Consider the following 24,414-nt stretch of genomic DNA (forward strand, 5'->3'; position numbering starts at 1 on the left):
GCTGGCCCCGGCGCAACCTAGGCTGGGTCGTCCGGAGTGTTTTCCTTGAGAGTGACATCCCTCAATACGCCATCGCCGTAGATGGCGTTGAGTCGGCCCATGTAGTCCGCCAGTGTCTGGACGTCCTCCAGCGGCCACTCACCGAGCCGTTCCCGGAACACCTGCCGGCGCGCGTCCTGGACCTGGTGCATCTTCTCTTCGCCCTTCTCCGTCAGCCGGATGGACTGGGCGCGGCCGTCCTGCGGATCGGCTTCCTTGTATACGAGGCCAATGCTTTCCAGGAAGGCGATTTGGCGGCTGACAGAGGGCTTGCCCACCCCGATGCACGTAGCGAGCTCGGTGAGCCGGATGGGACCTTCCCTCCGTATGACGGTAAGGAGTCCGTAGGCAGCCGGCTCCATGTCCGGATGGACCTGTCGGGACAATTGGTGGGAGATTGAACGGGCGCGGCGCCAGAGCAGGCTCAGCTGGTGTTCCACCTGCTGGAGGGCGTCGTCCACGGCGTCGCCTGGCGGGACCGTGTCGGGTGCGCTCTGGAGAGGATTGCTCATGGCAACCATTCTAGAGTCCGGCGGCATGAGAGACTCTATCCGTGAGGGCAAGTGACTTTTGGCGATTGATGGACGACGAATTCGGGGCAGGCTACTCCCGGGTTCTGGCCAACTCCCTGGTGCTTGCCGGCGTTGGTGGACGCACTGCGGTGGAGGCCCTGGCGGCCGGGTACCAGCCCCGCGAAGTGTGGTTGGCCATGTGCGAAGTCCAGGACGTCCCCCTCGAACGCAGGTTGGGCAGGGACATCAAACCAGCCTCAAGCTAAGTGCGTTGAGGTCTCTGCAGCGTGACACGCCGACCCGTTGTTCGAATATCTGTTCGGATGGGGATATGCTCCTGGAAGAGGAAAATTGATCCTGAAGACGCATTCCACGGCATCCAGCGGTCCCGTTTATCCACATAGCAGGGGTCGGCTTGTAAAAATGTCCGGGCACCGTAATAGCGTCGGTCATGACAGGAAAGCGGCCCTTCGGGCCACTCCACAGCGAGAAAGCATCAGAGGTGTGAACCATGGCGGCAGCCCCGGATCGTGAGAAGGCGCTCGAAGCAGCGCTTGCCCAGATCGACAAGCAGTTCGGCAAAGGCTCTATCATGCGCCTGGGTGATGACACCCGTGCGCCCATCGAGGTCATTCCTACCGGGTCCATTGCCTTGGACGTAGCCCTCGGCATTGGCGGACTGCCACGCGGGCGTGTCGTGGAGATCTATGGCCCGGAATCCTCGGGTAAGACCACCGTTGCCCTCCACGCCGTAGCCAACGCGCAGCGCGCCGGCGGTATTGCGGCCTTCATCGACGCCGAGCACGCGCTCGACCCCGACTACGCAGCAAAGCTGGGCGTCGACACCGACGCGCTCCTGGTCTCGCAGCCGGACACCGGCGAGCAGGCCCTGGAAATCATGGACATGCTGGTGGGTTCCGGCTCGCTGGACATCATCGTCATCGACTCCGTTGCAGCTTTGGTTCCGCGCGCGGAAATTGAAGGCGAAATGGGTGACTCCCACGTTGGCCTCCAGGCGCGCCTCATGAGCCAGGCCCTGCGTAAGATCACCGGCCGCTTGAGCCAGACCAAGACCACCGCCATTTTCATCAACCAGTTGCGTGAAAAGATTGGTGTCTTCTTCGGCTCCCCGGAAACCACCACCGGTGGTAAGGCGCTGAAGTTCTACGCCTCCGTGCGCATCGATGTCCGGCGCATCCAAACCCTGAAGGAAGGTGCGGATTCCGTGGGTAACCGCACCAAGGCAAAGATCGTCAAGAACAAGATGGCTCCGCCGTTCAAGATCGCCGAGTTCGACATTATCTACGGCCAGGGCATTTCCCGCGAGGGCGGGATCATCGACATGGGTGTCGAGCACGGCATCATCAAGAAGTCCGGCTCATGGTTCACCTATGACGGTGACCAGCTTGGCCAGGGCATGGAGAACTCGCGTCGATTCCTGCGCGATAACCCTGAACTGGCTCAGGAGCTGGAGCGTCTGATCAAGGAAAAGCTCGGCGTAGGTGTCAAGCCTGAGGAAGACTCGCCGAAGCTGAAGGCCGTTGACGGCTAGGAAAGGTCCGGACCCGGACTCTTCAGTTGCGGCTGATCCTGAACCAGATCCCGAGTCCGTGGCGCGTGCCATCGTCCTGAGGCAATTGACGATGGCGCCGCGGAGCCGGTTGCAGCTATCCAGGAAACTGGCCGAGCGAAATGTCCCCGAGGACGTGGCCGAGGCCGTCCTGGACCGGTTCGAAGAAGTTCAGCTGATCGACGACGCCGAATTCGCCAGGATGTGGGTCCGCAGCCGGTCGCAAAGCAAGAAGCTCGCCAAGGGCGCACTTCGCCGCGAACTTTCAGACAAAGGCATTGAGCTGGAAGACGCAGAAGAGGCGCTCTCCCAGCTCAGCGATCAGGACGAGGAACTGGCAGCGCGTGAGCTCGTTCAACGCAAGCTGCGGCCTGGCATTGACCTGGCTGATCGCGCGGAGCGGGACAAGTACACACGTCGTCTTGCCTCGATGCTGGCACGCAAGGGATACGCGCCTTCCTTGGCCTTCAGGATCGTAGGTGAGGTGCTGGCAGAAGCCGGTACCCTTGAGTAGTGAGTTTGACCATTCCTTCCCTAACAGCTTCCGCCAATCCTTCGGCCGCGCCCCGGACTTACCAGGTCCGGACCTTTGGCTGCCAGATGAATGTCCACGATTCCGAGCGGATGGCCGGACTCCTCGAGGACGCGGGCTACGTACCGGCTGACGGTGACATCGCCGACGTCGTGGTTTTCAACACCTGCGCTGTTCGGGAAAATGCGGATAACAAGCTCTACGGCAACCTGGGCCAGCTGCGGCAGGTCAAGGAAGCGCACCCAGGAATGCAGATTGCTGTTGGTGGCTGCCTGGCCCAGAAGGACCGCGAAACCATCGTGAAGAAGGCGCCATGGGTGGACGCCGTTTTCGGCACCCACAACGTTGGCGCCCTTCCGGCCCTCCTCAACCGTGCTCGTCACAACAACGAGGCGCAGCTTGAGATCCTCGAATCGCTGGATGTGTTCCCGTCAACGCTCCCCACCAAGAGGGACTCGGTGTACTCCGGCTGGGTGTCCATTTCTGTCGGATGCAACAACACCTGTACGTTCTGCATCGTTCCCTCGCTGAGGGGCAAGGAAAAGGACCGCCGTCCCGGAGAGATCCTCGCCGAGATCCAGGCGCTGGTGGACGACGGCGCAGTCGAAGTGACGTTGCTTGGGCAGAATGTGAACTCGTACGGGGTGGAGTTCGGCGACCGGCAGGCGTTCTCCAAACTGCTCAGGGCCTGCGGTGACATTCAAGGGCTGGAGCGCGTCCGTTTCACGAGCCCCCATCCGGCTGCATTCACCGACGACGTCATTGAGGCAATGGCTGAGACACCTAACGTCATGCCGCAGCTGCACATGCCGCTGCAATCCGGCTCGGACAAGATTCTTAAGGACATGCGCCGCTCCTACCGTTCCAGCAAATTCCTCGGAATCCTGGACAAGGTCAGGGAGCGCATCCCGAACGCCGCGATCACCACCGACATCATCGTTGGCTTCCCCGGCGAAACGGAAGAAGACTTCCAGGCGACGCTGGATGTCGTGGAAAAGTCACGCTTTTCGTCCGCGTTCACCTTCCAGTACTCCAAGCGCCCAGGCACACCTGCTGCCGATTTGCCGGACCAGCTCCCCAAGGCGGTTGTCCAGGAACGGTTCGAACGCCTCACCGCCCTTCAGGACCGCATTGCGGCAGAAGAGAATGCAAGCCAACTCGGCCGTCAGGTCGAAATCCTGGTGACGGCCCAGTCCGGTCGCAAAGCTGAGGAAACGCATCGTTTGTCTGGTCGTTCCAAGGATCAGCGGCTGGTCCACTTCTCTGTCCCAGCAGGTGCTGAAACCCCGCGTCCCGGTGATTTCGTCACAGTGACCATCACCGAAGCCGCAGCATTCCACCTTGTGGCGGATCCTGCCACCACGGAGGACTACGTGCTGCGCAGGTCCCGTGCGGGGGATGCCTGGGACAGGGCACAGGCAGATTCCTGCGGCGTTCCCGCACCCGGGGCAGCTCCCGGCAAGGGCGGCGTATCGCTGGGCATGCCGTCGCTGCCCGTGCGCCGCTCCTAGCGCCGGGCAACGCGACGTGTCCACCTCCGGCCCTGAACCGCAGCCTCCCGTCATCGCCGTCGTTGGCCCCACCGGCTCCGGCAAATCGGATCTCGGGGTCAATCTTGCGTTGGCCTTGGGCGGTGAAGTGATCAACGCAGATGCCCTGCAGTTCTATCGTGGCATGGACATAGGCACGGCCAAGATCACCGTGGAAGAACGCAAAGGCGTTCCCCATCACCTTCTTGACACCATGGATGTCACCGAGGAGGCCAGTGTCGCGGACTTCCAGGCGGAGTGTCGCGCCGCCATCCAGGAGATCCATTCCCGGGGCAAGCGTGCCATCCTCGTGGGAGGTTCCGGGCTCTACGTCCGGGCGGCGCTGGACGTACTGGAATTTCCGGGGACCGATCCATCGGTTCGGAAGGAACTCGAGCAGGAGTGCGAAGCACGAGGGTTGGCGCCGCTGAGGACCAGGCTGGAAGCGGTCGATCCCGTGTCTGCAGCGCGGTTAGGGGATGCCCGCCGCGTGATCCGGGCACTTGAGGTCCACCGGATAACGGGCCGTCCTTTCAGCTCCTTCATGCCTCAGCGTGAGTATTTCCAGCCCGCTGTACAAATTGGCCTGTCGGTGGACCGTGAGGTCCTCCGGGAACGGCTCGCCCAAAGGGTGCATCGGATGGTTGCGGCCGGACTGCAGGAAGAAGTGGAGCGCCTCGATGCCGCCGGTTTGAGGAACGGCAAGACTGCCTCCCGGGCCTTGGGATACGCCCAATTCCTCAGAGTGCTCGACGGCGAGGCTGACGTCCCCGCTGCCGCTGAGGAGACCATCGTTGCTACGCGGCAGTTCGCCCGGCGTCAGTTGACGTGGTTCCGGGCGGATCCGCGGATCACGTGGTTGGACTGGCAAGACCCCGAGCTAGTGGCCAAGGCAGCAGCTGCGGCCTGACGAATTTCGGACCGGTGAGCCGTGGCAGGTAGCCTAGTGCCATGGACGAAACCGCTTCCCTTTCCGCCGAGCAGCCCGCTGCTGCCGGCGCTTCCGTAACCGCTGCCAGCCTGTCCGGGCTGGCGTTTTCCAAGGGCCACGGAACGGGTAACGACTTCGTCCTTATTGCGGACCCAGGCGACGCCCACGAGATCACCCCGGAGCAGGTCGCCCAGCTATGCGACCGGCACCTCGGCGTTGGGGGAGATGGCCTGATCCGTGCGGTGCCCTCGAGGTTCCTTCCCGAAGGCCGCGCCCTGCTTGAACAGGACCCTGCCGCCGAGTGGTTCATGGACTACCGCAACGGCGACGGTTCCCTGTCGGAGATGTGCGGCAACGGCGTTCGGGTCTTCGTCCATTTCCTCATCGCCGAAAAGCTGGTGGAACTGGGCCCGGGCGAGACTTTGACCATTGGCACCCGTGGCGGCGTCAAGAAGGTCGTGCGCACCGCCACGGGTTATGCCGTGGACATGGGGCCTTGGGAATTCATTTTCCCCAAGGAAGCCACCAGCAAAGCCATGGATGCCCTGGTCAGCGCGGACGGCCTCGAAGTCGCCCGGCCGGGCCTCTCAGTCAGTATGGGAAACCCCCACACGGTGGTCGCACTGGCGGAGCTCAGCGAGCTGACGGCGACCCAGCTGTTCAAGCCTCCTGTCGTGGATCCCAAACCTGCCAACGGAACCAATGTCGAATTCGTCGTTCCCGCCGAACCGCTGGTTGAAGACGGTGTGGGAACCATCACCATGCGTGTCCACGAACGTGGCGTGGGGGAGACGCAGTCATGCGGCACGGGCGCCTGCGCCGCAGCAGTGGCGATCCGTCACTGGGCCGGCAGCACGGCACCGAACGACTGGCACGTCAAGGTACCGGGCGGCGTCGTGGGTGTGAAGTTCTTCCCGGGTGCCGGCGGCCGTGAGCACGTTGAGCTCAGCGGTCCCGCCGTGATCGTAGCTACTGGGACGCTTTCCTGACCCTGATGATCCTGAAGGACTTGGACGTGCTTTCGCGGGACACCGTGAAGGTGCTGTCCAGTTCATCGGCAAGCCAGCGTTGGAGCGAGTCCGACCCCAGGTTTTTCTGGACCACCAACCAAGCGTTTCCACCCGGTGCCAGGCGCGGGAGCCACGTCAAGAGCAGCGTGTGAAGTTCCGCCTTGCCGATCCGGATGGGCGGGTTCGACCAAATCGTGTCGAATTCCAGGTCGGGATCCACTTGGTCGGGAAGGCTGGCCTTCACGTTGTCCAGGCCAAGCGCCGCAGCATTCTCGTTGGTCAGCGTCACGCATCGCTCATTGACGTCCACGGCGTAAACCCGTGCATGGGGAGCCTTCAATCCGAGGGTCAAGGCTATGGGACCCCATCCGCAACCGACATCCAGCAGGTTGCCCTGCGGTGCCGGGGGCGGAACTTCCGAGAAGAGGATCGCCGTGCCCTTGTCCACACCGTCGGGGCTGAAGATACCCGAGGAGGTCTGCAGGTGGCGGGTAGCGCCGGCGAGCTCCACCGTGAGTGGTTTGCGGGTGAAGGGTCCAGCTGGCTGGGCAGTGAAATAGTGTGCAGACTCCATAATTTGCCAGATTAGTGGGCCGACGGCGACATGGGAAACTGCCGCATCCCGCTGATGGATTGACAGTGGCTGCTAAAGTGGAAGTCATGTTCTTGATCTTTGAGTAGTCTGCCGAAACCCGGCACCGCCCGCGATGCAGGCCCGCTTGGCCCCGAGCCAAACGCACGGCCTTTCCGCCCGGCAGGTCCCACCTGGCAAAGTCAGCCACTGCATGGCGCAGCTGACTGACACTGAAGAAGATCACACCATCCAGTGCCCTGGCGTAACCGTTGACGACGGTTGGCAGGAAGAACGGATGTAAATTTCCTTGGTTGCCCCCGGACCTCCGCGCGAACCCTATTTCGTTTGAATCGCAGCGGCCTTCCCTGCCCTGGAGGCACGGCCGCACAGCCCACAGGAGGCCCCTTTTGGCCCAAGCCCGTCAGCCCAGCGCGAATAGCGCCCCATCAAACAGCAAACAGCACTATTCTGGAATAGCCGAACAGTCTAAGGAGACCATGACCACCCAGAAGCACTCCGGATCCGATTCCGACGCCCAGGACATGAGTCCTGAACAAATCCAGGCCGTCATCGATCGGATTCTTTCCAAGGATGTACCTGCGCAGGCATCCAACGACAACGATGCCAACAGCGTGTTCGGCAAGGCGCAGGCGATCTCGACGCTGGACCAGGAACACAGCATTTACGACGGCGACCAGGAAGATCTGGCTGAACGCCGGGCCCTGCGTCGCACGGCCGGGCTTTCCACGGAACTCGAAGACGTCACCGAGGTCGAATACCGGCAGTTGCGCCTTGAGCGCGTCGTCCTTGCCGGCCTGTGGACCGAGGGAACGCTCGCAGACGCAGAGAATTCGCTGCGCGAGCTGGCTGCTTTGGCCGAGACCGCCGGCTCGGAGGTTCTGGATGGTTTGGTCCAGCGCCGTACCAAGCCGGACCCCGGGACTTTCCTGGGATCAGGTAAGGCCCAGGAGCTGAAGGACATCGTGGCAGCCACGGGTGCCGACACCGTGGTGGTCGACACCGAACTGGCACCCTCGCAGCGACGCGGACTCGAAGACATCGTCAAGGTCAAGGTGGTGGATCGCACCACACTGATCCTGGACATCTTCGCCCAGCACGCCAAGAGCCGCGAAGGCAAGGCCCAGGTTGAGTTGGCCCAGCTCGAATACCTCCTCCCGCGTCTCCGTGGTTGGGGCGACTCCATGTCCCGCCAGGCAGGTGGCCAGGTGGGTGGTGCCGGAGCAGGCATGGGTTCACGTGGTCCTGGTGAAACCAAGATCGAACTGGACCGCCGTCGAATCCGCACGCGCATGGCCAAGCTTCGGCGTGAAATCGCCGCGATGAAGCCGGCGCGCGAGACCAAACGTGCCAACCGCCGTCGTAATGCCGTTCCGTCCGTCGCTATTGCCGGGTACACCAACGCAGGTAAGTCCTCGCTGCTGAACCGACTGACCGACGCCGGTGTCCTGGTGGAGAATGCGCTGTTCGCCACGCTGGATCCCACCGTCCGCAAGGCGCAGACCCCGGATGGCATCGGGTACACACTTGCCGACACCGTGGGGTTTGTCCGTTCGCTGCCCACCCAGCTGATCGAGGCCTTCAGGTCCACGCTGGAGGAAGTGGCGGATGCGGACCTGATCCTGCATGTCGTCGACGCTTCGCACCCGGATCCCGAGGGACAGATCGCCGCGGTGCGGGCTGTCTTCACCGAAGTGGATGCGCGCAAGGTCCCGGAAATCATTGTCCTGAACAAGGTGGATGTAGCGGATCCTTTCGTCGTGGAGCGCCTCAAGCAAAAGGAGCCCCGCCATGCGGTGGTTTCCACCCGCACAGGCCAGGGCATCGCGGAATTGCTGGAGGACATCAGCCAGTCGATTCCACGGCCGGGAGTACGCCTTGAGCTGCTGATTCCCTACGACCGTGGCGACATGATCAGCAAGCTGCACAGCTCCGACTCGGAAATCCTGAGCCTTGACCACGAGGAATCCGGGACGCGCGTGGTTGTCATGGTCCGCGAAGGACTGGCAGCCGAACTGGAGTCATTCGTCAGCAATGGTTGAGAAGGTGGCGGCGGACGCCGTCGAGTCGGTGGGCGAAAAGGCCACCCTCGAATTGTTGGACCGGGCTGTTGCCGGCATGGGCGGACAAAGCCGTGCGGGCCAGCACGAGATGGCCAAACACGTTGCCCGGGCGATCGAGACCGGGGAGCATTTGCTCGTCCAGGCGGGGACCGGAACAGGTAAGTCGTTGGCGTACCTGATTCCGTTGATCGCGCATTCGATGGACAGCAACAAACCGACGCTCGTGTCCACCGCCACCTTGGCATTGCAGACCCAGATTGTCGGCCGCGACCTTCCGCGGCTGTTGGAGAGCATTAATCCCGCCCTTGAACGCCCCGTCAACGTGGCGTTGGTGAAGGGCCGGGCAAACTATGTCTGCCGGCAGAAACTTGAGGGCGGCTTCCCCAGCGAGGAGCCCTCCGAAGGGCAACTGTTCTCCCTGGGTGAGGACACCAGCGTTCCGCACTTCGCTGCCTCCATGGGCGGGCCGCAGTCGCAGCTCGGCAAGGAAGTGGTCCGACTTCGCGAGTGGGCCGAGAAGACATCCACCGGTGATCGCGACGAACTCATGCCCGGAGTCACCGACCGTGCGTGGCGGCAGGTTTCGGTCACGTCCATGGAGTGTCTCGGCGCGCAGAAATGCCCGTTGGCTGAGGAATGCTTCAGCGAACTCGCGCGGTCCCGTGCGGCTGAGGCCGATGTCGTCGTCACCAATCACGCGATGCTGGCCGTGAGTGCTTTTGAGGGATTGGCCGTGCTCCCCGAGTACGACGTCGTGGTGGTCGATGAGGCCCACGAACTTCAGGACCGCGTGACCGGAGCCGTGTCCGGTCAGCTGTCCGTGGCCATGGTCCATGCTGCAGCGTCCAGTGCGCGCAAGCACACGGCCATTACTGTGGATGCCCTCAACGCTGCGGCTGACCGGCTGGATATGGCCATCGCAGGCGTGCCTAATGGCTTGTTGCCCAACGGACTCAACGACGAACAGCTCGACTGCCTTGACCAGTTGCGCGACGCCACACGCGCGGCCCTCTCGGATTCGAAGACGGACTCTTCCAACGCGGTCGACGGCGGTCGGCAACTGGCGCGCTCACGGCTCATGCTCATCCTGGAATTGTGCGAACGCCTGCTCGCCGCCAAGGAGAACAGGGAAGTGGTGTGGTTCTCGCGAAACAGCAACTTCGACCCCCAGCAGGGCTACTCCCAGCCTGATGAAACAGCACCCGCCCTCATTAACATTGCGCCGTTGAGCGTCGCAGGCCGTTTGCGTGAAGGCCTTTTTGCCGGCCACACGGTGGTCCTCACCTCCGCCACGCTGGCCATAGGCGCGGCTTTTGAACCGGCCGCCGGTGGCTTGGGCCTGATCGGTGACGGCGCCCCGAGCTGGACGGGCATCGATGTGGGGTCGCCTTTCGACTACCCCAAGCAGGGTGTGCTCTATGTGGCCAAGCACCTGCCCAAGCCTGGTCGGGGTACATCGCCGGAAGCCCTTGACGAGTTGGAAGACCTGATCAGGGCCTCGGGTGGGGGAGCGCTCTGCCTGTTCTCCTCACGGAGGGCGGCCGAGGAAGCGGCCGATGCCATGCGGCTCCGCCTTGACGTCGACATCCTTTGCCAGGGTGAGTCCACCATGGCTGCGCTGGTCAAGCAGTTCGCGGACGAGCCGGACACCTGCCTGTTCGGCACCATGTCCCTGTGGCAGGGGGTGGACGTTCCGGGCGGCTCCTGCCGGCTGGTGGTCATAGACCGAATTCCCTTCCCACGTCCGGACGACCCCCTGATGACCGCCCGTTCACGGGCGGTCGCGCAGTCCGGCGGAAACGGATTCATGGCCGTGTCGGCCACCCACGCGGCCATTCGGTTGGCCCAGGGAGCTGGACGCCTGATCCGATCAACCGGTGACAAGGGTGTGGTGGCTGTACTGGACTCCAGGCTCTCCACAGAACGCTACGGCGGGTTCCTTCGGGCTGCCCTGCCGCCATTCTGGGCCACAACCGACCGCAAAGTAGTCCGAGGTGTCCTGGAGCGCCTGGGGTCGGAAAAGGCCTCCTAGGGGCTCCTCAGGACCCGCGTGAGGGCTAGAGGGAGCGCAGCACAGAGACGACTTTGCCCATGATGGTGGCTTGGTCGCCAAGGATGGGCTCGTACTGGGTGTTCTGGGGGAGCAGCCACGTATGTCCGTCGCGCTGCCGGAAGGTTTTCACGGTTGCTTCGTCGTCCAGGAGTGCGGCGACGATGTCTCCGTTGATGGCGTCGTTCTGGCGTCGCACCACTACCCAGTCCCCGTCGCAGATGGCCGCGTCAATCATGGAATCTCCGGCGACCTTGAGCATGAACAGCTCGCCATGCCCTACGAGTTGCCGCGGGAGGGGGAGTACGTCCTCCACGGTCTGGTCGGCCAGGATGGGACCACCGGCGGCGATGCGGCCCACCAGCGGAACCATCGCTGTATCGCTGGCGCTGGCCAGTTCCGTCACAGCGAGTCCGCCCGTGCTGCGAAGCGCCGTGGGTGCTTCGACGCCGGGGATAGGACCGCCGTCCAGGGTCAAGGGCATCAGGACTTCCATGGCCCGGGGACGCTTTGGATCGCGGCGGAGGTACCCGAGCTTTTCCAATTGGGACAGCTGGTGGGTGACGCTGGAGAGGCTGGCAAGGCCGACGGTGTCACCGATCTCACGCATGCTGGGCGGGTATCCGTTGTCATTCACGGACCTCTGGATGGTCTCCAGGATCTTCTTCTGACGGACGGTCAGGCTCTTGGGGCTCTTTTGAGGCTGTTGGCTCCGCAGGGGTACCGCGCCGCCCGTGGCTTTCGCTGCCATGTTCGCCAATGCCTTTCCATTCCGTCCCCGGTGTGTGTCCGGGGATGTCGGGCCCGCAAAAATGTCAGACCCTCCTGTTCCACTGAAACAGTGCTGTTTCTTCACTCAAACGTAGGGCAGCCACCGGCGTTTATCAAACATTTGTTCTAGCGAGTCTCGACACCGTTCGTTGATAAGTGCTAAAAATGTCATAGCAAGGTTCGAATATGTGTTCTATAAACCTGACGCTGAGCCCCGTTGTTCGAAGAAAGTGTTCGAACAAGCAAGGGCCGGCACAGGAGAACACCAAGAATTGGCAGCCAGGCGCCGGGCATCCGGCTCATTGGCAATAGCTCAGAAGGGCTCAGCTCATGTCCGCAATCACTACGTTCGCTGATTTCCGCACCACCCAGGCTCCCGCTCGCCTGCGCCTGACCCGTCGGGGGCGGATTGTGTTCTTCGGCATCCCCGCTATGTTGCTGGTGGCTGCGCTGCTGAGCCTTGCCGGTTTCATCACCGCGCCCGCAAAGGCCTCCGACTCGCAGTCTCAGCTTCGACCTCCAGTCGCCGTTACAGTCACTGTCCAGCCGGGCCAGTCCCTGTGGGGTATTGCAGGCGCGGCAGCTCCTGAGCGGGATCCCCGCGATGTCATCTCGGAAATCATCCAGCTCAATGACCTTCGTGGCGGCCGTATCCAGCCCGGTCAGCAGCTCTTCGTGCCCGCCAACTAAGTGCCGGACCCCGCGCGAAACGGGAGTGGCCCGGCGTCACAGTTAGTTGGCGGTCGCAGCGGCCCCTTAAACTGACTGGGTGAGTGAGCAGCTTGAGCGACTTGACCGACTTCCCCTCCGGACCAACCTGCGTGGACTGAGCCCCTACGGCGCACCGCAGCTTGATGTCCCCATTTTGCTGAACGTCAACGAGAACACCCATGGCGTCCCGGCCGATGTGCAGGCCGCCATTACGGAGGCCGTCGCCGCTGCTGCCACTGGTTTGAACCGCTACCCCGACCGCGAGTTCACTGAGCTCCGCGAATCGCTGGCCGAGTACTTGGGTCATGGTCTTTCCCGTGACAACATCTGGGCGGCCAATGGATCGAACGAGGTCCTCCAGCAGATACTCCAGGCATTTGGTGGTCCTGGTCGCAAGGCGTTGGGTTTTCCTCCCACGTATTCCATGTACCCGCTTCTCGCCAGCGGCACGGACACGGAATATGTCCGGGGAGTCCGGGCCGACGACTACGGACTGGACGCGCAATCGGCCGCTGACCAGGTCCGGGAGACCGGCGCCAACATCGTTTTCCTGTGTTCTCCCAACAACCCCACCGGGACGGGGCTCGGGCTGGACGTCGTTGAGGCGGTCTACGAAGCCGGCGAAGCGAGCCAGGCGATCGTAATCGTTGACGAGGCCTACCACGAGTTTGCGCACGACAACACGCCCAGCGCCCTGACTCTGCTGCCAGGACGGGAACGGCTGATCGTCTCGCGGACCATGAGCAAAGCCTTTGCCTTGGCCGGCGCGCGCCTGGGTTACATGGCCGCCGCGCCGGAGGTTACGGATGCGATCAGGCTGGTCCGGCTTCCGTACCACCTCTCGGCCATTACGCAGGCAACCGCCCTCGCGGCGCTGAGCCACAGGGAAGCGCTGATGGCCGATGTCGAGGACATCAAAGTCCAGCGCGACCGCATTGTCACCGAGTTGCTGCGGATGGGCCTCAAGCCTGCCGCATCGGACTCCAATTACGTCTTCTTTGGCGGCCTCGAGGACCCGCAGACCATTTGGCAGGGCTTGCTCGATGCCGGAGTGCTGATCCGTGACGTAGGAATTCCGGGCCACTTGCGGGTGACCGCCGGGACTGAGCCGGAAACCACGGCCTTCCTTGTTGCCTTGGAAGGCCTTTTGGACAGCCAAGCATCACGGCCCGCCTAAACTTGTCAATAGACCCCATCCAACTTTTGTGTAGAAGGACGTCCCAATGAGCGAAACCGGCGCCACGCCGTCCGCTGCCCGCACCGCGCGCATGGAGCGCACCACCAGCGAATCCTCCGTTTTGGTGGAGATCAACCTGGACGGCTCCGGTGTCTCGGACATCAGCACCTCGGTTCCCTTCTATGACCACATGTTGACGGCATTGTGCAAGCACTCCCTGATTGACATGACTGTCAAGGCCACGGGTGATACCCACATCGACGCCCACCACACCGTGGAGGATGTAGCCATTACCTTCGGCGAGGTCCTGCGGACTGCCCTGGGAAACAAGGCCGGGATCCGTCGCTTCGGTGAGGCAACCGTTCCCTTGGACGAAGCCCTCGCCCACGCGGTGGTTGATGTTTCGGGACGGCCCTACCTGGTGCATGGCGGTGAGCCTGCGGGCCAGGAATACCACCTCATTGGCGGACACTTCACGGGCTCGCTGACCCGTCACGTTTTTGAAGCCATTACCCTGCACGCGGGTATCTGCCTGCACATGCGGGTGCTCGCGGGGCGCGACCCGCACCACATCGTGGAAGCCCAGTTCAAGGCGTTCGCACGGGCCCTTCGTGCCGCAGTTGAATCAGACCCGAGGGTCGAGGGAATCCCCTCAACAAAGGGAGCGCTATGAGCAGCCAGGTCCTCAAGGACGGTGCGGTTACCGACACCGTGGCCGTCATCAAGCCGTCCTCACCGGAAGGCAAGCCCACCGTAACGGTGCTGGACTACGGCTCCGGCAACGTCCGTTCGGCGGTCCGCGCGCTGGAACGTGCCGGTGCCCACGTGTTGTTGAGTGCCAAGCCCGAGGACGTTCTCAACGCCGACGGCCTGGTTGTTCCCGGCGTCGGTGCTTACGAGACTGTCATGAAGGAACTCAAGGCCGTCGACGCCATCCGCATGATCGGCCGCCGGGTGGCCGGTGGCAGGCCCGTGCTCGCTATCTGCGTTGGACTGCAGGTCCTCTTCGAGGCAGGTGTCGAACACGGTACGGAGTCCGAAGGCATGGCCGAATGGCCCGGCAAGGTGGAGTTGCTCCCCGCAGCCGTTGTGCCGCACATGGGGTGGAACACCGTGGACGTCCCGGAGGGCTCCAAGCTCTTCGCCGGAGTCGAGCAGGAGCGCTTCTACTTCGTGCACTCCTACGGCGTCCAGGAATGGAACTTCGACGTCGTCCAGCCTCGCATGGCGCCTCCCATGGTGACGTGGTCCGAGCACGGCGCGCGCTTCATCGCCGCCGTGGAGAACGGGCCCCTCTGCGCTACCCAATTCCACCCCGAAAAGTCCGGTGACGCCGGAGCCCGGCTCCTCCGCAACTGGGTGGATGGCCTGCGCAGGCCTGCGTCAACAGCGGAAACCCCTGAAAGCGGTGCCGCCTAGATGTGGTCGGTTGTCCTCATGGGCCTCGCCGGCGTGCTGGTGGGGGGCGGAATTTCCTTCCATCAGCAAAAGAAGCCCACTTGGGTTTCAGTTTCTTTCTACGTGCTGGCAGGGATGTCCCTGCTGGCCGCCTACCTCCTGACGCTGCCCGGTAACTAATCCGCGCCCCCACGATTTCAAGGACACTCATGACCACCTCCACCCAGTCCGTTCTGGAACTCCTTCCCGCCGTCGATATCGTCGATGGCCAGGCGGTTCGCCTCCTGCAGGGTGAAGCGGGTTCGGAAACCAGCTATGGAACACCGCTCGAAGCTGCCTTGAACTGGCAGGACGCAGGCGCCGAGTGGGTGCACATGGTGGACCTGGACGCAGCCTTCGGCCGGGGGAACAACGCCGCGCTCATCAGTGAGGTCGTCTCGCAGCTCAACGTCAAAGTGGAGTTGTCCGGCGGCCTGCGGGATGACGAGTCGTTGGAGCGGGCGCTGGAACTGGGCGTGGCACGGGTAAACCTCGGCACCGCCGCGCTGGAGAACCCGGACTGGACCCGTCGGGCCATTGAGCGCTTCGGCGACCAAATCGCCGTCGGACTTGATGTCCGCGGCACCACCCTGGCTGGTCGTGGCTGGACCAAGGAAGGCGGCGACCTCTGGGAGGTCCTTGCACGCCTCGAGGACGCCGGGTGCGCCCGTTACGTGGTCACCGATGTCACCAAGGACGGAACGCTGCAGGGTCCCAATGTGGAGTTGCTGCGCCAGATGGTCGAGAAGACGGGCAAGCCTGTGGTGGCCTCGGGCGGCATCTCAAGCCTCGAAGATCTCCGGGTCCTGCGGGAACTCGTGCCGCTGGGCGTCGAAGGCGCAATCGTGGGCAAAGCCCTGTATGCCGGTGCCTTTACGTTGCCTGAGGCCCTGGACGTCGCCGGTCGACGCTGATGCCGCACGAGGCTGGACACCAGCACGAAGAACAAGGCCACGGAGGGCGTCAGCTCCCAGGACACATCGCCGCCGCTTTGAAGGGTGCCGGGGGAGCAACTGATTCGGCGGGACGCCCGTGGGCTGGTCGGAGCCTCAGCGGGGACGACGCCAGGATCCACAACTTCGAGGACGACGACGGTACGGCTGATCCCGGCTACGCCTCGGCCATCGCTGCACTCATCGCTGGTACCGGGACTGAGGCCGGCGTCGTGGAAGCTCTTGCCACTGCCAGGGTCTTTGTCCCGGTTGTCGCGCAACTCGCCGAGGAAGCGGACGGCGTCGACGGCCTGCATGCGGACAAGCAGGCCGATATGGCATTGATCACACTCAAGGCCCCTGATGGTAGAACAGCGATGCCCGTCTTCACGTCTGCGGCGGCTTTGGAGGCGTGGCATTCTGAAGCCCGTCCGGTGGCTGTCTATGCGGCGCGGGCGGCCCTGTCCGCAGTTTCGGAAGATGCCCAACTGTTGGTGCTGGATCCCGGTTCCGAGTACACGTTCGTTGTGCGGCGGCCGGCTATGTGGGCTTTGGCCCAGCAGCGGGACTGGACGCCGTCATACCTTGATGATCAACTGGAGTCTGCTCTCGCTTCAGCGGCCCTGGAATTTCCGGCCGTGCGCCGACTTGAGACACGGCCCGGCGGCGGTGTGTCCACGCTGACGGCGGATGGCAGCACGGTTGCCGGCGGAGGTCCTGGCCCGGAACTCCAGGTGGTGCTCTACCTCGAGGACGGACTCGGTGCCGCGGACGTCCAGGCGCTTGTTGGTGGCTTGCATGAAGCGTGGGCGCGGATGGAAACCTTTGCCGAAAGTGTTGACTCCATTGAAGTGAAATTGCAGCGTGCAGCACAGGAGCCTGGGCGGCACTAACGGCAGTACCGGTCCCTCCGGGCTGCCCCGGGGGAACAAGAGGATTTGCCAGTGAATTTCGCTCTCTACAAAGAGATGCTGTCCATCCGCCCAGTCCGGCGCCTGTTGGTGGTGGGCATGATTGCCCGTATCCCGCATTCGGCGGCCGGCGTGCTCCTGACGTTGCACATTGTCCTGACCCTGGGGCAGGGATATGCCGCGGCGGGTGCTGCTGCCGCTGTCATGACGATCGGCATTGCCGTGGGCGCACCCTGGCGTGGTCGCCGCGTGGATACCGTGGGTCTGCGGCGGGCTCTGATTCCTTCCGTTGTTTCCGAAACGGTCATCTGGACGATCGTTCCGCACGTGTCCTATGAGTGGCTGCTGCCTTTGGTTTTTGTTGGTGGCCTCTTCACGCTGCCCATTTTCAGCGTGGTCCGCCAGTCGTTGGGTGTCATGGTGGACGGTGAGCAGCGCCGTTCGGCCTTTGCCTTGGATTCCATCGCGACGGAACTGGTCTTCATGATCGGCCCGGCCGTTGGCGCCGTCGTGGCCACGGCCGGATTTTCGGCGGTGGGCCTGACCGCCGTGGGCATCTCGGTTTCGGTCGCGGGGCTTTTCCTCATGTGGTTCAACCCGCCAACACGCAGCGATGTCGCCTGTACGCCGAAAGAGACTGCCGACCGGGCTGCAGCAGACCTGGCAGCCGCCGAGGCTGCCATGGTGGCGTCGGCTCCGGCCCACGTCCAGGAGGCTGCCTCGGAGATGGCGCCCGCCACGTCCCGTACGGCGGCGATCCGCAGCAAGGTGGCGCGGAACTTCAGCTGGTTTACGGTTTCGGTTGCAGCGCTCTTTGCGGTGGCGGCCGGATCGGGCATGGTCCTTAGCGGTTCGGATGTGAGCATCGTGGGCCTGCTGGAAAGGGGTGGCCACCAGAACCAGATCGGCATCGTGTTCTTCTTCTGGTGCGCAGCGTCCGTTGTTGGTGGGCTCATCTACGGGTCCATGAAGCGGCAGATTTCGCCGATGCTGTTGCTGTTGGGCATGGCCGCGTTGACCATTCCGATGGGTTTCGCCCACGACACGTGGACCCTCGCCTTCCTGTCGATTCTTCCGGGACTGCTCTGCGCTCCTGTGTTGTCGGCATCGTCGGAGAAGGTGGCCGACCTCGTGGATGAGGAACGCCGTGGCGAGGCCATGGGCTGGTACGGTTCTGCGCTTACCGCCGGTGTTGCCCTCGGCGCACCGCTGGCAGGCATCTTCATCGATAACGTCGGCCCGTCGGCCGGTTTCGCGGCCATCGGTGCTGCGGGAGTCGTCCTGTGCCTTGCCGGCCTGGCCCTGATGTCGATGCGTCGGAGATCCGCCCGCGTATAAGGATTCAAACGACGACGGCGACCCCACCGGATGTGGTGGGGTCGCCGTCGTCGGTTCTTGAGGCTGTTGGGGCTAGTTCACCGGTCCGGTGAACTTCTCGCCCGGGCCCTTGCCCGGGGCGTCGGGGATGAGTGAAGCCTCTCGGAAGGCCAGTTGCAGCGAGCGAAGGCCGTCGCGCAAGGGTCCTGCGTGCTGGGAGCCGATTTCCGGGGCGGCGGCGGATACCAGTCCGGCGAGGGCCGTGATCAGTTTGCGGGCCTCATCCAGGTCCTTGAGGTCCTCGGCATTGGGGTCGTCGGCGAGGCCGACTTTTACGGCCGCCGCACTCATCAGGTGGACGGCGCCGGTGGTGATGACCTCCACTGCAGGTACTTCCGCGATGTCGCGGATCTGCTGGGAGACGCCGGCGTCAGCGGCCGGGGCGGCGTCTTCGCCAAAGGAGTTGCGGGAATTGCTGTCTTCAGTGCTCATACTGGTAAGCTTGTCACAGACCGACTGGAAGTCGTTATTTGCAGTCAAACGATCCCGCCGCCCGCAATGTGCGCTTGGCGGGATGTTTCTGTAGAATTGTCTTTCAGTTAGCAAGCGGAGATCTCTCCCACCCGCGTCAGCCGTTTCCCCCAGGGGACAGGATTCCGTAAAAGGACAAGAGGTTGCCGGGTACCTGGTCGGACACTTTGAGGGTGTGAACCCTGAAGTGTGTACTTCCCTTAGGGGAAGTGCCCCCGATCTTCGAGGCCTTCGATTGCGCCAGCAATTGGGGGCCTTCTCTATTTGCCGGTGACATCACCACAACCACAGGAGCTTTAACATTAGCGAGCCAAGAATCAATGAGCGTATCCGCGTCCCCGAGGTGCGGTTGGTCGGCCCTGCCGGCGAACAGGTAGGAATTGTCCGCATTGAGGACGCCCTGCGTCTTGCTGCCGAATCCGATCTCGATCTCGTTGAAGTTGCGCCGCAGGCCAAGCCCCCTGTTTGCAAGCTGATGGACTTCGGCAAGTACAAGTACGAGGCCGCCGTCAAGGCACGTGAAGCGCGCAAGAACCAGACCAACACGGTTCTGAAGGAAATCCGCTTCCGACTCAAGATCGACAAGCACGACTACGAGACCAAGCGCGGACACGCACTTCGCTTCCTCGGCGCTGGCGACAAGGTCAAGGCCATGATCCAGTTCCGTGGCCGTGAGCAGCAGCGTCCCGAAATGGGCATCCGCCTGCTGCAGCGCTTCGCGGAAGATGTTGCCGAGGTTGGCATCATTGAGTCCAGCCCGCGCATCGATGGCCGCAACATGGTCATGGTGATCGGACCGCTGAAGAACAAGGCAGAAGCCAAGGCTGAAGCCCGCCGGGCTACGCAGCGTGCAGAAGCCAAGGCCCAGAACGAGGCCAAGGCTGCAGGCCGCGTGGACACCACGGGGGAGCAGGCGCCGCTCACGCAGAGCCTGGCTGACCTTCTGCCCGAGGGCTTCCAGGTAAGCGAAGCAGAGCCCACGCAGGAAACTGTTGAAGCTCCCGAGGTCGAGGCTCCCGCAGCTGAAGAAGCCGCGGCAGTCAGCGAGCCCGCGGTTGTTGAAGAAGCTCCCGTTGTTGAGGAAGCTCCCGTAGCCCAGGAAGCTCCCGCGCCGGCAGCCAAGGAAGCCGTGGCCGAAAAGGCTCCGGCAGCCAAGGAAGCTGTGGCCGAGAAGGCCCCGGCAGCCAAGGCCGCACCGGCCAAGACGGAATCGGCACCTGCTCCGGCAGCTCCGAAGCCGGCTGTACCCGCAGCAGCTCCGAAGCCGGCAGTTCCTGCGGCTCCGAAGCCTGTCGCCAAGCCGGCAGCTCCCAAGCCGGCAGCTCGGCCAGCGGCCCCCAAGGCCACGCCGAAGCCTGCTGCACGCAAGACCAACTAGTTCAACGCCGCGGAGGCCTGTCCTCCATCGGCAAGCAACCAGCACGCTGGCCCCTGTAGGCCGGCTGCGCGAAAGAATCGCGGACTCGTCCGTGGATACGTAAGGAGATCGGTTCCCATGCCGAAGATGAAGACCCACAGCGGTGCTAAGAAGCGCTTCAAGCTGACCGGTACCGGCAAGCTGAAGCGTCAGCAGGCCAACCGCCGCCACTACCTGGAGCACAAGTCCTCCACGTTGACCCGTCGCCTTGCCGGCGACAAGATCGTCTTTAAGGGCGATGCCAAGGTCATCAAGAAGATGCTCGGCGTCTAAGTTCCAAGTTCTCTGGGTCCCGCCAACCGGCAGGAACCGACTACACCAAAAGCCTTCTCAGGCCCGCCGGACTTCCGGCAGTAGCAGCTTGGGATAAAGATTTCTGAAGGAGTACGCACGTGGCACGTGTGAAGCGGGCGGTAAACGCCCACAAGAAGCGCCGGGTTGTCCTCGAACGCGCCAAGGGTTACCGCGGTCAGCGTTCGCGCTTGTACCGTAAGGCAAAAGAGCAGCTGCTGCACTCGTTTGTGTACAGCTACGGTGACCGCCGCAAGAAGAAGGGTGACTTCCGTCGCCTCTGGATCCAGCGCATCAACGCTGCATCCCGCGCCAACGGCCTCACCTACAACCGTCTGATCCAGGGCCTGAAGGCCGCTGAGGTTGAGGTTGACCGCCGCATGCTGGCCGAACTGGCCGTTTCCGACGCCAACGCTTTCGCTGCACTGGTGAACGTTGCCAAGGCTGCCCTGCCGGCTGACACGTCTGCTCCGGCTGCAAAGGCCGAAGCTGCCCCCAAGGCTGCAAAGGTTGCTCCGGCTGCCGCTACGGCCACGGCTGTCAAGGCTGTTGTCTCCGAGAAGCCGGCCATCGACGGCGCAGTTGCTGCTGATGGCGACGAAGCTCCGGAAGGCTACGCCATCAAGGGCAACGCCGAGTCCAAGAAGTACCACGTGCCGGGTTCCACCTGGTACAACACCACTGCTGCCGAATACTGGTTCTCCACGGTTGAGGCTGCAAAGGCTGCTGGCTTTGAGCCGGCCGGCGGCGAAGCCCGCCAGCAGATCAAGAACTAGTCGCAACAGCCACTAAAGTTCTTATATGAACGAAACCGGGCGCCCGCAAGATTTTTCGATGACCAACCCCCGAGCTGATCGGGTGAGGGATGTCGCCAAGCTTGCCGGGCGCCCGGCGCGTTTAAAGCGCGGGCGCTTCCTGGCTGAGGGGCCGCAGGCCGTACGGGAGGCGCTAAGCCTGCACCGTGACCGGACAGCGGCAGGTGGCGCCGCCGTCGTGCATGAAGTTTTCGCCAGTGAAGCGTGCCTGGAGCGGCTTCCCGAACTTGCCGACCTCGCACAGGGCACCCAGCTCCGGCTCGCCAGTGATGAAGTCCTGGCAGCGATGGCGGACACCGTCAACCCGCAGGGGATTGTGGCCGTCTGCAGTTTTCTCGACGTCAGCCTGGAGTCAGTTCTCGACGCCGGTCCCCGCCTCATTGCCGTGATGTGCCAGGTACGTGACCCCGGAAATGCCGGTACGGTCCTGCGTGCCGCTGATGCTGCCGGCGCGGACGCCGTGGTCCTGACCGAATCCAGTGTGGACATCTACAATCCCAAAGCAGTGCGTTCCACCGCAGGTTCGTTGTTCCATCTGCCCGTGGTTCTGGGGGTGGACGTTGAGGAGCTGGTCGCACGGTGCCGCGAGTTGGGCATCGGTGTCCTGGCCGCGGACGGCTATGGGACCGTCAACCTGGATAAACTCCAGGACGAAAACGCGGCGCGGAGGCTCGGCAACGATACCGTAGCGTCCGAGTATGCCCTTGAGGGGCCGACGGCGTGGTTGTTCGGGAACGAAGCCCAGGGCTTGTCCGACGCGGAACTGGCCCTTGCTGATCATCGCGTCGCTGTGCCCGTCTATGGGGCCGCGGAGAGCCTCAATCTTGGTACGGCGGCCACCGTCTGCCTTTACGCCAGCGCACGCTCCCAGCAGGGCGTCAGGGTGGGGAATGCATAATTAGCCCGTCGCCGGGTACGGTAATGCTTGCAGGGGCAGGCAATGACGATTCTTCTTGACCCTTTCCAAACATTTCCCGAACCCGAAGAGGTGAAGCTTTCGTGGCTGCAGGTGGCGGTACCAAAGCGATCGTGGCGGCTCTCGCCGCCAATCTGACTATCGCTGTATTGAAGTTCATTGCGTTCTTCCTGACGGCGTCATCGTCAATGCTCGCGGAGGCAATACACTCCGTTGCCGACTCCGGCAACCAGCTCCTGCTCCTGGTGGGCGGCAAGCGTGCCAAACGTGCTGCGAGCCCGGAACACCCGTTCGGCTACGGACGTGAGCGATACATCTACGCCTTCATCGTCTCGATCGTTCTCTTCAGTGTCGGTGGCCTGTTTGCCCTCTACGAGGCTTTTGAGAAGTTCCAGCACCCGCACGGCATCGAAGGCGACTTCTGGTGGGTTCCGCTGGCCGTCCTCGTAGGTGCCATCATCGCCGAGGGGTTCTCCTTCCGGACCGCCATCATCGAGTCGAACCACATCCGCGGCAAGCAGACCTGGGTGAAGTTCGTCCGAAACGCCAAACAGCCTGAACTGCCTGTGATCCTCCTGGAGGACTTCGGTGCCCTGCTCGGCTTGGTGTTCGCCCTCTTTGGCGTCAGCATGACCCTGGTTACCGGTGACGGTATCTGGGACGCCTTCGGCACAGCCATGATTGGTTTGCTGCTGGTAGCCATCGCCATCGTGCTGGCCATGGAGACCAAGTCCCTTCTTTTGGGCGAGTCTGCAACCAAGGAGGACGTGCAGCGGATCACCGAAGCCCTGGAGGTGGGCGGAACCCACATCATCCACCTCAAGACCATGCACCTGGGGCCGGAGGAGTTGCTGGTGGCCGCCAAGATTTCCATGGGTGCCTCCGAGACTGGCCAGGAGATCGCCAAGGGCATCGACGACGCCGAGCAGCGGATCCGCGCGGCCGTTCCGATCGCTCGGGTCATCTACCTCGAACCGGACATCGAGCGGGTTCAGGCGCAGCAGGCCTAGAGCTTAAACGACGAATGGCTCCGCACCGGCGGAGCCATTCGTCGTTTAGGGGTCCTTCGTTGGCTGGCTGCGCGCTGTACGCGCCGGCCAGCGGCTGTCAGCTTGCCAGCGGCTTCCTGCGTTCCAGCAGGCCGCTCACAACTGCAACGCCGAGGCCCAGGATGGCCAGGACCGCACCCACGAGTGCCGGAGCGACATAACCCCAACCCCACGCGATGACTGTGCCCCCGAGGAAAGCGCCCAGTGCGTTGGCAATGTTCAGGGCCGAGTGGTTCAAGGAGGAGGCAAGGGAAGCTGCGCCCGGAGCGGCATCCAGGAGGCGTGTCTGCAGGGCGGGGGTCAGCATGGATCCCACGCCGCCAACGACGAAGGCCATGATGAAGGCTGCCCATGCCCAGTGCGCCGCGATAGCGTAAACCACCAGGGCCACGGCGATTCCGGGCATGACCCAGTAGATGGTCCCCATGACGGACTTGTCCGCGATTCGTCCGCCAATGATGTTGCCGGCCACCATGCCGAGGCCATAAAGAGCCACGACGGCGGGGATAAGGCTCTCGGGTATACCGGCCACGGACGTCATCGTGTGGGCGATGTAAGTGTAGACGGCAAAGAAGCCGCCGAAGCCGATGATGCCGATCAACAGCGCCAGCCACACCTGAAGGCGTTTGAGGGCTCCCAGCTCACGCCGGATGCTGGCGTCCGGGTGGGCGGCTTCGAACGGGACGAACTTCCACACCATGACAACGGTGAGAAGTCCGATGGCGCCGACAATGATGAACAGCAGCCGCCAACCGAAAGTTTGTCCCACCCAGGTGGCTAACGGCACGCCGATGACGTTGGACACCGTCAGCCCGGCCATCACCATGGAGATCGCCCAGCCGCGCTTGGTGGGAGCCACCAGGCCCGCCGCGATAACAGCTGCCACTCCGAAGAACGCGCCGTGGGGGAGCCCGGAGGCGAAACGGGAGAGCAGCATGAAACCGTAGTCCGGGGCGATAAAGGAGGTCAGGTTTGCCACGGACAGGAAAAGCATGAGGCCTAAGGCAAGGTGCTTCTTGGGAAGTTTTGCGCCGAAGGCTGCAAAGATCGGCGCGCCGATGACGACGCCCAGAGCGTAGGCGGAGATGAGGCTGCCTGCCTCAGGGGTGCTGACATGCAGCCCTTCCTCGATTTCCTTCAGGAGGCCCATCATGGCGAACTCGGTGGTACCGATGGCAAACCCGCCCATTGCCAGGGCCAGGATGGCCATGCCAAGGTGGCGCTTGGTAGCTTTCGCTGTGGCGGACGGGGACACGGTGGTAGTCATAAGCCTGCTTCTTGAGGGGTGCCTGATCGGCCGGGAAACGCGGA

General features: G+C 63.2%; 26 protein-coding genes. 21 read left to right on the forward strand and 5 right to left on the reverse strand.

Annotation, left to right across the window (positions count from 1 at the left end; genetic code table 11):
* Positions 1-17 precede the first annotated feature (17 nt).
* On the reverse strand, positions 18-551 hold the full coding sequence (locus QRM57_RS19225) for a MarR family winged helix-turn-helix transcriptional regulator (RefSeq protein ID WP_374111549.1): 534 nt from the start codon (positions 549-551) through the stop codon (positions 18-20).
* Between the two features lie 41 nt (positions 552-592).
* Here QRM57_RS19225 and QRM57_RS19230 point away from each other — a divergent pair, with 41 nt between their 5' ends.
* From QRM57_RS19230 to dapF, 6 genes are all read left to right on the forward strand, one after another.
* Positions 593-817, forward strand: coding sequence for a DUF3046 domain-containing protein (locus QRM57_RS19230; RefSeq protein ID WP_502868669.1), 225 nt, complete (start codon positions 593-595; stop codon positions 815-817).
* A gap of 245 nt (positions 818-1,062) precedes the next feature.
* The gene (recA, locus tag QRM57_RS19235; RefSeq protein ID WP_235521831.1) at positions 1,063-2,103 is read left to right on the forward strand and encodes a recombinase RecA; all 1,041 of its coding nucleotides are present in this window, start codon (positions 1,063-1,065) and stop codon (positions 2,101-2,103) included.
* Between the two features lie 58 nt (positions 2,104-2,161).
* A complete protein-coding gene (locus QRM57_RS19240; RefSeq protein WP_374111551.1) occupies positions 2,162-2,635 on the forward strand; it encodes a regulatory protein RecX in 474 nt (157 codons plus the stop codon).
* A complete protein-coding gene (gene miaB / locus QRM57_RS19245; protein ID WP_284987790.1) occupies positions 2,635-4,164 on the forward strand; it encodes a tRNA (N6-isopentenyl adenosine(37)-C2)-methylthiotransferase MiaB in 1,530 nt (509 codons plus the stop codon). Before QRM57_RS19240 ends, miaB begins: the two co-directional genes overlap by 1 nt.
* Positions 4,165-4,180: 16 nt before the next feature.
* Positions 4,181-5,092: a tRNA (adenosine(37)-N6)-dimethylallyltransferase MiaA gene (gene miaA / locus QRM57_RS19250; protein WP_284987791.1), complete on the forward strand. Its 912-nt coding sequence runs from the start codon at positions 4,181-4,183 to the stop codon at positions 5,090-5,092.
* A 41-nt stretch (positions 5,093-5,133) separates the two neighbouring features.
* Entirely contained in the window at positions 5,134-6,102 is a 969-nt protein-coding gene (dapF, locus tag QRM57_RS19255; protein ID WP_284987792.1) for a diaminopimelate epimerase, read from the forward strand.
* On the opposite strand, the gene QRM57_RS19260 is transcribed toward dapF, so the two are convergent.
* Positions 6,083-6,697: a class I SAM-dependent methyltransferase gene (locus QRM57_RS19260; RefSeq protein WP_257371105.1), complete on the reverse strand. Its 615-nt coding sequence runs from the start codon at positions 6,695-6,697 to the stop codon at positions 6,083-6,085. The two genes, dapF and QRM57_RS19260, sit on opposite strands and share 20 nt — an antisense overlap.
* Positions 6,698-7,194: 497 nt before the next feature.
* Here QRM57_RS19260 and hflX point away from each other — a divergent pair, with 497 nt between their 5' ends.
* Both hflX and QRM57_RS19270 read left to right on the forward strand, forming a co-directional pair.
* Positions 7,195-8,757, forward strand: coding sequence for a GTPase HflX (hflX, locus tag QRM57_RS19265; protein WP_284987793.1), 1,563 nt, complete (start codon positions 7,195-7,197; stop codon positions 8,755-8,757).
* Positions 8,750-10,810, forward strand: coding sequence for an ATP-dependent DNA helicase (locus tag QRM57_RS19270; protein ID WP_284987794.1), 2,061 nt, complete (start codon positions 8,750-8,752; stop codon positions 10,808-10,810). Before hflX ends, QRM57_RS19270 begins: the two co-directional genes overlap by 8 nt.
* Before the next feature lie 25 nt (positions 10,811-10,835).
* Here QRM57_RS19270 and lexA read toward each other — a convergent pair whose 3' ends face one another.
* Entirely contained in the window at positions 10,836-11,579 is a 744-nt protein-coding gene (gene lexA, locus QRM57_RS19275) for a transcriptional repressor LexA (RefSeq protein WP_257371102.1), read from the reverse strand.
* Positions 11,580-11,929: 350 nt separating this feature from the next.
* Between lexA and QRM57_RS19280 the strand changes: the two genes are divergently transcribed.
* The 8 genes from QRM57_RS19280 to QRM57_RS19315 all read left to right on the forward strand — a co-directional run bounded on the left by QRM57_RS19280 (position 11,930) and on the right by QRM57_RS19315 (position 18,105).
* Positions 11,930-12,289: a LysM peptidoglycan-binding domain-containing protein gene (locus QRM57_RS19280; RefSeq protein ID WP_284987795.1), complete on the forward strand. Its 360-nt coding sequence runs from the start codon at positions 11,930-11,932 to the stop codon at positions 12,287-12,289.
* Positions 12,290-12,368: 79 nt separating this feature from the next.
* Complete coding sequence (locus QRM57_RS19285) at positions 12,369-13,487, forward strand: histidinol-phosphate transaminase (RefSeq protein ID WP_284987796.1); 1,119 nt, start codon at positions 12,369-12,371, stop codon at positions 13,485-13,487.
* Positions 13,488-13,533: 46 nt separating this feature from the next.
* On the forward strand, positions 13,534-14,160 hold the full coding sequence (hisB, locus tag QRM57_RS19290; RefSeq protein ID WP_235521842.1) for an imidazoleglycerol-phosphate dehydratase HisB: 627 nt from the start codon (positions 13,534-13,536) through the stop codon (positions 14,158-14,160).
* Positions 14,157-14,906, forward strand: a complete 750-nt coding sequence (gene hisH, locus QRM57_RS19295) for an imidazole glycerol phosphate synthase subunit HisH (RefSeq protein ID WP_257371098.1) — start codon at positions 14,157-14,159, stop codon at positions 14,904-14,906. The genes hisB and hisH overlap by 4 nt, the downstream gene beginning before the upstream one ends.
* A complete protein-coding gene (locus tag QRM57_RS19300; protein ID WP_235521844.1) occupies positions 14,907-15,065 on the forward strand; it encodes a CG2302 family histidine operon protein in 159 nt (52 codons plus the stop codon).
* Between the two features lie 29 nt (positions 15,066-15,094).
* The gene (gene priA, locus QRM57_RS19305; protein ID WP_235521845.1) at positions 15,095-15,838 is read left to right on the forward strand and encodes a bifunctional 1-(5-phosphoribosyl)-5-((5-phosphoribosylamino)methylideneamino)imidazole-4-carboxamide isomerase/phosphoribosylanthranilate isomerase PriA; all 744 of its coding nucleotides are present in this window, start codon (positions 15,095-15,097) and stop codon (positions 15,836-15,838) included.
* Positions 15,838-16,749, forward strand: a complete 912-nt coding sequence (locus tag QRM57_RS19310) for an SseB family protein (RefSeq protein ID WP_284987797.1) — start codon at positions 15,838-15,840, stop codon at positions 16,747-16,749. Before priA ends, QRM57_RS19310 begins: the two co-directional genes overlap by 1 nt.
* Positions 16,750-16,800: 51 nt before the next feature.
* Positions 16,801-18,105: an MFS transporter gene (locus QRM57_RS19315; RefSeq protein WP_257371095.1), complete on the forward strand. Its 1,305-nt coding sequence runs from the start codon at positions 16,801-16,803 to the stop codon at positions 18,103-18,105.
* Between the two features lie 72 nt (positions 18,106-18,177).
* Here QRM57_RS19315 and QRM57_RS19320 read toward each other — a convergent pair whose 3' ends face one another.
* Positions 18,178-18,576, reverse strand: a complete 399-nt coding sequence (locus QRM57_RS19320) for a DUF1844 domain-containing protein (RefSeq protein WP_257371094.1) — start codon at positions 18,574-18,576, stop codon at positions 18,178-18,180.
* A 382-nt stretch (positions 18,577-18,958) separates the two neighbouring features.
* Between QRM57_RS19320 and infC the strand changes: the two genes are divergently transcribed.
* The 5 genes from infC to QRM57_RS19345 all read left to right on the forward strand — a co-directional run bounded on the left by infC (position 18,959) and on the right by QRM57_RS19345 (position 23,064).
* Positions 18,959-19,993 carry a translation initiation factor IF-3 gene (infC, locus tag QRM57_RS19325; protein WP_502868670.1) on the forward strand — a complete coding sequence of 345 codons (1,035 nt, stop codon included), beginning with the start codon at positions 18,959-18,961 and terminating at the stop codon, positions 19,991-19,993.
* Positions 19,994-20,110: 117 nt separating this feature from the next.
* Positions 20,111-20,305, forward strand: coding sequence for a 50S ribosomal protein L35 (rpmI, locus tag QRM57_RS19330; protein WP_059387794.1), 195 nt, complete (start codon positions 20,111-20,113; stop codon positions 20,303-20,305).
* 119 nt (positions 20,306-20,424) lie between these two features.
* On the forward strand, positions 20,425-21,099 hold the full coding sequence (rplT, locus tag QRM57_RS19335) for a 50S ribosomal protein L20, sunset domain variant (RefSeq protein WP_026547339.1): 675 nt from the start codon (positions 20,425-20,427) through the stop codon (positions 21,097-21,099).
* 25 nt (positions 21,100-21,124) lie between these two features.
* On the forward strand, positions 21,125-22,036 hold the full coding sequence (locus QRM57_RS19340; RefSeq protein ID WP_257371092.1) for a TrmH family RNA methyltransferase: 912 nt from the start codon (positions 21,125-21,127) through the stop codon (positions 22,034-22,036).
* A gap of 101 nt (positions 22,037-22,137) precedes the next feature.
* The gene (locus tag QRM57_RS19345; RefSeq protein WP_284987798.1) at positions 22,138-23,064 is read left to right on the forward strand and encodes a cation diffusion facilitator family transporter; all 927 of its coding nucleotides are present in this window, start codon (positions 22,138-22,140) and stop codon (positions 23,062-23,064) included.
* Between the two features lie 97 nt (positions 23,065-23,161).
* Here the strand turns inward: QRM57_RS19345 and QRM57_RS19350 are convergent, their stop codons facing one another.
* Positions 23,162-24,370, reverse strand: a complete 1,209-nt coding sequence (locus QRM57_RS19350) for an MFS transporter (RefSeq protein WP_284987799.1) — start codon at positions 24,368-24,370, stop codon at positions 23,162-23,164.
* Positions 24,371-24,414 lie beyond the last annotated feature (44 nt).

Source organism: Arthrobacter sp. fls2-241-R2A-172 (assembly GCF_030208885.1).
In the GTDB taxonomy this organism is placed as follows: Bacteria; Actinomycetota; Actinomycetes; order Actinomycetales; family Micrococcaceae; genus Arthrobacter.

Bases quoted from the DNA above. Each gene is read 5' to 3' on its own strand.
- QRM57_RS19225 (WP_374111549.1), bottom strand. From the start codon at position 551: ATGAGCAATCCTCTCCAGAGCGCACCCGACACGGTCCCGCCAGGCGAC.
- recA (WP_235521831.1), top strand. From the start codon at position 1,063: ATGGCGGCAGCCCCGGATCGTGAGAAGGCGCTCGAAGCAGCGCTTGCC.
- dapF (WP_284987792.1), top strand. From the start codon at position 5,134: ATGGACGAAACCGCTTCCCTTTCCGCCGAGCAGCCCGCTGCTGCCGGC.
- QRM57_RS19260 (WP_257371105.1), bottom strand. From the start codon at position 6,697: ATGGAGTCTGCACACTATTTCACTGCCCAGCCAGCTGGACCCTTCACC.
- hflX (WP_284987793.1), top strand. From the start codon at position 7,195: ATGACCACCCAGAAGCACTCCGGATCCGATTCCGACGCCCAGGACATG.
- QRM57_RS19270 (WP_284987794.1), top strand. From the start codon at position 8,750: ATGGTTGAGAAGGTGGCGGCGGACGCCGTCGAGTCGGTGGGCGAAAAG.
- lexA (WP_257371102.1), bottom strand. From the start codon at position 11,579: ATGGCAGCGAAAGCCACGGGCGGCGCGGTACCCCTGCGGAGCCAACAG.
- QRM57_RS19280 (WP_284987795.1), top strand. From the start codon at position 11,930: ATGTCCGCAATCACTACGTTCGCTGATTTCCGCACCACCCAGGCTCCC.
- hisB (WP_235521842.1), top strand. From the start codon at position 13,534: ATGAGCGAAACCGGCGCCACGCCGTCCGCTGCCCGCACCGCGCGCATG.
- hisH (WP_257371098.1), top strand. From the start codon at position 14,157: ATGAGCAGCCAGGTCCTCAAGGACGGTGCGGTTACCGACACCGTGGCC.
- QRM57_RS19300 (WP_235521844.1), top strand. From the start codon at position 14,907: ATGTGGTCGGTTGTCCTCATGGGCCTCGCCGGCGTGCTGGTGGGGGGC.
- priA (WP_235521845.1), top strand. From the start codon at position 15,095: ATGACCACCTCCACCCAGTCCGTTCTGGAACTCCTTCCCGCCGTCGAT.
- QRM57_RS19310 (WP_284987797.1), top strand. From the start codon at position 15,838: ATGCCGCACGAGGCTGGACACCAGCACGAAGAACAAGGCCACGGAGGG.
- QRM57_RS19320 (WP_257371094.1), bottom strand. From the start codon at position 18,576: ATGAGCACTGAAGACAGCAATTCCCGCAACTCCTTTGGCGAAGACGCC.
- rpmI (WP_059387794.1), top strand. From the start codon at position 20,111: ATGCCGAAGATGAAGACCCACAGCGGTGCTAAGAAGCGCTTCAAGCTG.
- QRM57_RS19340 (WP_257371092.1), top strand. From the start codon at position 21,125: ATGAACGAAACCGGGCGCCCGCAAGATTTTTCGATGACCAACCCCCGA.
- QRM57_RS19350 (WP_284987799.1), bottom strand. From the start codon at position 24,370: ATGACTACCACCGTGTCCCCGTCCGCCACAGCGAAAGCTACCAAGCGC.